This is a genomic window from Haloarcula quadrata, from assembly GCF_003634715.1.
GTDB classification, from domain to species: Archaea; Halobacteriota; Halobacteria; order Halobacteriales; family Haloarculaceae; genus Haloarcula; species Haloarcula marismortui.
In genome coordinates, this window is record NZ_RBWW01000003.1 from 309,056 (window position 1) to 315,057 (window position 6,002).

Below are 6,002 nucleotides of genomic sequence, written 5' to 3' on the forward strand. Positions count from 1 at the left end.
CCTGCGGCATCGATGCCGCAACATCATCGGCCTCCGTGGGCTATCTCGTCCGAACTATACGTAGTCTAAGAACCAATCCGGAGCGCCGGTGTGCTCGGTACAGCAGCGCTTGCGGTATGGTTCTCCTCTGGCGTTCGATAGATATCTCGTCCAAGTCGGCGGTGGTGCAGAAGTCCTCACAAGGAAGCGGTAGGATAAATCTGATGTGTCTACGACCAGCTCCGTCCTACCAGATAACGCTACGGTCGAACAGGTCTTCAAAACGCTGGACACCGAGACGACGGCGCTGTTCGAACACTTGGATCTATCGTTTCTTGTGGACTATCCCGTGTTCGCCCCGATCCGAGGGGGCGAACACGGGTTCACAAGCCACCAGAACTCCTGAAAGGCGTCCTTCACTGCTTCTATCACGACATCTACGGTCCGCGTCCGACTGCGCGAGAACTCCACAACGAGGATGTCTGGCGGCAGTATGGCTTCGAGAGTCCGCCGTCCCGGCGGACACTCTCACGGTTCATCACTGACTTCGAACTTGTCGCAGAGGACGTGTTCATCGGCTTAGACATCAGTAAGTGGGTTGTAGGGGTTGCAGTCTGCACAGGGGGTTTTGCGCTGCCTGACGACGACCGGCGAGAGGGCGGGGCCCGACTTGCCACAGTCCTCACACTCCATGGCTGGCCCTCCCGTCTATCCGCTGTCGTTCAGTACCGGTCACGTCCGTGTAAGCCACGGCAACGGGACACTCACGCGCCATCTGTTCCCTCCGACGATTCACTGTAAGCTTGCTCTAGGCCCGCCAGCGTTTCTTCGATATCGAGGACGATCCGTGCATCTGCGCGGCTGAATGCATTCAGGTCCACAGCAGCCACGGCAGCCCGAGCCTCCGCAAGCTGGTCGGCTGAGGTCGTCACGCTGCTCCTCCTGTGCGTAGCGTCTCGTCTTGTTCAGCCCCAGCACCCTGGGTAACCGCCCTGCGCTCGATGACAACATCCCGGGCATAGTCACCGCGGCGGTGCTGGTCGTAGTAGTTCTCGATGGTGGGGAACTCAGCCATCGACTCGGTGTAGTGTTCCAGCTCACCGAACATGTAGCGGAGTCGCCACAGGTCGGTTTCTGTCGACGCTGTCTCGGTCGTAGTGCCCGGTGGTGGGTCGGCGCGGGCCATTAGGCACCCCCTCCTTCGAAGGGGCCAGGACGGCTACTGGCGCGTTCAACAAGCGCACACTCTGTGTGGGGAACGGTGAACGACAGTAACTCGTTAGTCCGGCCGATGGCCTGCGCCAGTTGCTGGCGTGTAGCCGTGTCGGGTTCGGACGCCCGCAACCGCTGGAGCGTGTCCGTCGCCAAGTCGGCCAGCAAGATGCCCGTGACGTGCTCATCGTTTGCGCGACAGACGAACAACAGCGGTTCACTGTTGGTGGTCGTGATGGCGACGATCTCGCCAGCAGTTGGGCGAGTAGTCATTGGCCGACCTCCGGCTGAGATGGGTGCCCGATGTGTTGCTGGCAGCGTCGTCCCGACCCGCGGTGTGATAATTGTCGGCCAAGACGACTTTTACAGATTGTGACCAATCGAGCGGATAGGTTCCGAAGTCCAGCTTGCTGGTCAGTACGCCCTCTCGATGGGCTTGCCCGGACTGGGTTCGGAACCAGTCGGTACAGGCGACGACGGCGAATGGTGGCCGACGCGCTCGCCACACTGAACGCGCCCCCCGGCCGGCCACCATTCCGCCGCCGACCGAATACTGTCGTTGCTGTTGGATTTCTTGCTGTGTCTGTGCGACTGTTGGCACATAGAGTGTCCAGCGTGTGTGTTTGGAGCTGGACAATCTGGAATGTATCCGATGACATAGCGTAAGTGTTTTGTCTGGTGAATGTCTTTATATACAATGGGTTCTGGTCCCCGCTCCGGATCCCCCTGATAGCCAGTTGCGCTACCGCGGACTTCGGGTCCAGGACCCGTCGTCGTGGATGACGATTTCGAATGGTGCACACGCCACTTTCCCCCACACACCCACTTCCTTCCGGCTGCCCACCATTCTCGTTCCGTGGCTGTCCTCGATAGCGAGACGACAGTCTACGGGACGGCGACATCGCTGATCGCTGCCACCAGGCTCGAATGTAATGAGTTCTATCACGTTGCTGGCGTACGATTGTGCGACTATCGGAAGCGTTTTGACTGGGACTCGTCGCATGTCCTGATGGGCTCTGGTCTCCGCTCAGCATCCTCATAGGACTCAATCGGTCACCCAAGTAGTCCGGGTCCAGAGCCTGTCGCCGATTTCGGCGATCTTGGATGGGTTGCGACACGCCATTTGCCCATGGCTGTCGCCCATTCTGTTATCGGATCACCTGCCAGCGGCTTCGAACACGCCCGCCAGCGGCATCTGCGATTCCATAAAAACGATCAACTATAGCACTGCCATCCGTCTTTAGTTAGTCGAGGAACCGCGTGACAGCAGCGGCTTATCGAGGATTGTTTGGGGAAGGAATGAGGAAGCCGAGTCTGTGCACGACAACGGCTCCTCGTCTCGGATTATGCGTCGGCTCACTACACTGTTTCCTTCTGAGTTCTTCGAAGAGCACGCCGAGGAACTCGGCGTGGTCGAGCGTGACCGTAACCCCCAGATACCTGTCCTCGTATGGGCGCTCGTGTTCGGCTTCGCCGCCGGCGAGAGCCGAACACTCGCTGGGTTCAGACGGCTGTGTTGAATCGCCATAAGGCGGTGGAATTCACTGTTTGACGGCACGTTTGATGTTATAGACGACACACATCAGGGCGATTTCTCGGAACTCACGAAACCAGGAACGCGCTCGCACGGCGAAGCCGAGCGAGCGCTTCACGGCCGAGTTAACGGTCTCAGTCATAGAGCGCTGATTGTAGCGTTGTTTGTCGATTCTGGCGTTGTGAGCGTGGTCGTAGGGAGCGAAGATGCGGTGCTTGATGAGCGGTCTGATGCCGAGTTCACGCAGTGCTTTACGGAGCGCTTGCTTGTCGTAGCCTTTATCGGCCGCTAGAGACCGCAGATCGCCCGCGTTCCGGCGGACGATCTGCTCAGCGAGGTCTGCGTCGCTTCCTTCCCGAGTCGTTGAGCAGTGTACGTCAAGGATTGCTTGGGTCTCTGTATCGACGAGTTTCGTGACTTTCAGCTTCTGGACGCGGTAGCTTATGCGCTGGCAGTAGTGACGGCTCGCTGCTGAGCGTTCGTAGAATGTAGCGTCGATAGCAGCGTGTTTCGATGGGTCGTGCAGCTGCGCCGACTGGCGCAGCAACACTCGGCAGACGCTCATTTCGATTCGGTCGAACGCTTTACACAACGTAGATGGAGAGGGGAGATCGGCCGCGCTGAGGCCGATCTCCCCGATTATTTGTGGCATCTCTTTGAGCAGGTCAATCGTCATCCGGTAGGATGTATCAAGATAGATCCGCAGACAATGCAGGGAAACGATGGCATAGTCGGCGAATCCGCCGCCGCCTTCCGGGGCGGCGGATTCGTCTCCATCACCGGTAACAACTTGAGCAATCGGCACAATCTCACCAGTGAAGCGGGAGATTTGTGTCATAGGCAACCGAATCATCCCGCTTCAACTCCTTTGATTTAGCGACCTATCCCGACGCCGTCTAGTGATTCAACAGAGCCGTCTAAAGTAACGTTCGCTGGGTGCTTCGACTCCATTTCGTCCGCTGTTTCCTGTTCATCGCTAGTCCCTAAACCAACCTCTTCGGGTTCACCTGAGCCCTGTCCGGGAGGGTCTGCGCTGTCTGTCTGTTCAGTGCTTTCATTTACCTCAGTGTCTGTGTGCATATCTTCGGGGTGGGAACTGTTCTGCTCCTGAACATCGCCACTCTCAGCATCCTCAGTCCTCTGGGAATCTGTATCAGTGTTGTTCCCGTCATCGGACTCGGGCACGTCGCTGGCGGGGCGCTCGTCCCCGCTACTGTCCACCATGCTAGTGTCCGACGCCGCGGTGTCGCTGCTACCCTTGTCTTCGTCTCCAGTAGCGTCAGCTGTCTCGGCGTCGGCTTGACTACCGCTGTCCTCAGCGCTGTCTTCGCCGCCGTTCTCGTCGACGTCGGAAGCGTGGGGTGTGGCTTCCCCGGTTGGTGCGTCGACCATTCGTCTTTAGCTAAGACTCACACCTCGGTTGTGTAGCGGTAGCGAGCGTCTCTTGTAAGATCGGTCGTTGTTGGTGGATCTTCTGAGCATCCTCGATCAGCCGCTCCAGCAACGGCGGTGGCGAGTAGCCGAGGTACTCACCGAGTTGGTGGAGGATGAGCTGGGCGTGCGACCGGAAGGTCGCCGCCCAGCGTTCCGGCGGAAACACGATCTCATCGTCGGCCTGCTCGGTGACCAGATCCAACAACTCTCGGCTCACCAGCAGTGACAGCAACGCAGCGTATAGTAGAATTTTCACGACATCAGGGTTGTTCGTGTCGAATTCGTCCAGTTCGTACTGCGTTTTCAACTCACGGAACAACGTTTCTACCTCCCATCGACACCGATACAGCGTCGCTAGATCCGCCGGGAGAAACTCCTCTCTCGGCAGATTCGTGATGTACAGGTGGTAGTCGTCGGCGTCCTCGTTGCGGACGCCGACGACGCGAAACCGCTTCGTGTCCAGCGACCGAGTTCCCTCGTACTGGCCGCGCTTGAATTCTGCTTCCACCTCTACGTCGATGTACTTCCGCGAGAGATCATTGACCACGTCGTGGATCTGCTTGCCCTCCAAGGGAATGGCGCGGCCGCGCCATTCCCGTAATTCCGCCGTTATCACCGGATTTGCGTTCTGCTTCAGCCGACTCACAAAGTAGCCGTCGTTCTCGTCGATCAACGCAAAGCGGCGGTATTTGAAGTACGCCCGATCAAACAGAACCAGTCGTCCTTGCAGCCACGATCCCGTCTTGAACAGCGCGCTGTCGTGCGTTTTCTCATCAGTCACATCGATCCGTTCAATCGTCTGGTCGGTGGCGTTGTGGAGCAGGTGGAGCTTCGCTCCAGCCTGCTCCTCGTGGCGGGCTTGAAACTCATCAGAGAGGAACTCGTGCAACCGCAACACGGTTCCATCAGCGATCATCACGTCCCTGAATCGGTCGATATCAGCGTCAACAGCATCAGGGACAGCGACCTCGTCGAGCGCGGCCTCGACGAGGTCGCGGAGATACTCTGCAAGAGTAGGCGTCAACCGGTGATAGAAACCGCCAGAAGAGATCGGTTCGTCAGCTGTAGCGTTGTAGCAGCGTCTAAACCCAGCGAGTGTTCGGCTCTCGCCTGCGGCGAAGCCGAACACGAGCGCCCACACGAGGACAGGAATCTGAAGCTTGCCCTCTCGCTCGACCACGCCGAGTTCCTCGGCGTGCTCTTCGAGGAACTCGGAGGGAAACAGTGTAGTGAGCCGACGCATGATTCTCGACGAGGAGGTGTCAGTGTGCACAGCGGACTCCTCCTCATTCCTCTCGAAAAGTAGCCTCGATAAGCCGCTGCTGTCACGTGGTTCGTCTCTTAGCTAAAGACAGATGGTGCGTCGACTTGTTCTGTTGTTTCTGCATCCGGCTTGTCTCCAGTGGCCTGCTGTTGAACGCTGGTGTGGAGTTCTCTCGGCTTGAATTCCATTCCCTCTGCTGCGGCGATCTGGGACAGTGTGAGCATCGACCGATAGTAGTCGTCTTCGCCTAACTCCGACCACAGTTCTTGAGCGATGTTGGCGAGTTCGCCACCATCATCGGGAGCAACCTTGCCACAGACATCTTCGATAGCATCTCTGGCCAGTGGTGCGTACGACCCGAAGTCCGGGCTGCCGTCTGCTGACTCCTCTGAACCGGTATCTACTTTGGCGGTTGCGTCTCCGTCTGCGCTCGTTTCTGTCGCGGCTTGCCCATCGTCGGTGAATCCGCTGTCGCCCTCGGTTGTCGCTGCGCTGGCGGCCGTTCCGGTTCCTTCGGTGCCACCACCTTCCACTGTCGTCTCGAGGCCGACACCATCGGGACTGTCACTACCATCTGAA

The 6,002-nt window shown here is 58.4% G+C and carries 6 protein-coding genes and 3 pseudogenes; 2 read left to right on the plus strand and 7 right to left on the minus strand.

The features are described from left to right. Positions 1-268 precede the first annotated feature (268 nt). Positions 269-552, plus strand: a pseudogene (locus BDK61_RS24430) (IS5/IS1182 family transposase); the annotation flags it as partial. A 191-nt stretch (positions 553-743) separates the two neighbouring features. Here the strand turns inward: BDK61_RS24430 and BDK61_RS23695 are convergent. The 3 genes from BDK61_RS23695 to BDK61_RS22175 are packed head-to-tail and all read right to left on the minus strand — an operon-like array spanning position 744 to position 1,464. Further along, positions 744-911, minus strand: a complete 168-nt coding sequence (locus BDK61_RS23695) for a hypothetical protein (protein WP_167467423.1) — start codon at positions 909-911, stop codon at positions 744-746. Further along, positions 908-1,165, minus strand: a complete 258-nt coding sequence (locus BDK61_RS22170) for a hypothetical protein (RefSeq protein ID WP_121304775.1) — start codon at positions 1,163-1,165, stop codon at positions 908-910. The genes BDK61_RS23695 and BDK61_RS22170 overlap by 4 nt, the downstream gene beginning before the upstream one ends. Further along, complete coding sequence (locus tag BDK61_RS22175; protein WP_121304777.1) at positions 1,165-1,464, minus strand: hypothetical protein; 300 nt, start codon at positions 1,462-1,464, stop codon at positions 1,165-1,167. Before BDK61_RS22175 ends, BDK61_RS22170 begins: the two co-directional genes overlap by 1 nt. A 1,073-nt stretch (positions 1,465-2,537) precedes the next feature. On the opposite strand from BDK61_RS22175, the pseudogene BDK61_RS22185 reads away from it, so the two are divergent. Then, positions 2,538-2,702: pseudogene (locus BDK61_RS22185) on the plus strand (IS4 family transposase); the annotation flags it as partial. Positions 2,703-2,732: 30 nt separating this feature from the next. Here the strand turns inward: BDK61_RS22185 and BDK61_RS22190 are convergent. The 4 genes and pseudogenes from BDK61_RS22190 to BDK61_RS23700 all read right to left on the minus strand — a co-directional run. Beyond that, positions 2,733-3,563 (minus strand): IS5 family transposase, encoded by an 831-nt coding sequence (locus BDK61_RS22190; protein ID WP_121303441.1) that lies wholly within the window; start codon positions 3,561-3,563, stop codon positions 2,733-2,735. A gap of 35 nt (positions 3,564-3,598) precedes the next feature. After that, positions 3,599-4,117 (minus strand): hypothetical protein, encoded by a 519-nt coding sequence (locus tag BDK61_RS22195; RefSeq protein ID WP_121304780.1) that lies wholly within the window; start codon positions 4,115-4,117, stop codon positions 3,599-3,601. 10 nt (positions 4,118-4,127) lie between these two features. Next, positions 4,128-5,402, minus strand: coding sequence for an IS4-like element ISHma1 family transposase (locus BDK61_RS22200; protein WP_121303601.1), 1,275 nt, complete (start codon positions 5,400-5,402; stop codon positions 4,128-4,130). Positions 5,403-5,500: 98 nt separating this feature from the next. Further along, positions 5,501-6,002 (minus strand): annotated as a pseudogene (locus tag BDK61_RS23700) (hypothetical protein); the annotation flags it as partial.

What these genes read in the sequence shown, in the direction of transcription:
- BDK61_RS22170 (WP_121304775.1), bottom strand. Translation starts at nt 1,165, where the DNA reads ATGGCCCGCGCCGACCCACCACCGGGCACTACGACCGAGACAGCGTCG.
- BDK61_RS22175 (WP_121304777.1), bottom strand. Translation starts at nt 1,464, where the DNA reads ATGACTACTCGCCCAACTGCTGGCGAGATCGTCGCCATCACGACCACC.
- BDK61_RS22190 (WP_121303441.1), bottom strand. Translation starts at nt 3,563, where the DNA reads ATGACACAAATCTCCCGCTTCACTGGTGAGATTGTGCCGATTGCTCAA.
- BDK61_RS22195 (WP_121304780.1), bottom strand. Translation starts at nt 4,117, where the DNA reads ATGGTCGACGCACCAACCGGGGAAGCCACACCCCACGCTTCCGACGTC.
- BDK61_RS22200 (WP_121303601.1), bottom strand. Translation starts at nt 5,402, where the DNA reads ATGCGTCGGCTCACTACACTGTTTCCCTCCGAGTTCCTCGAAGAGCAC.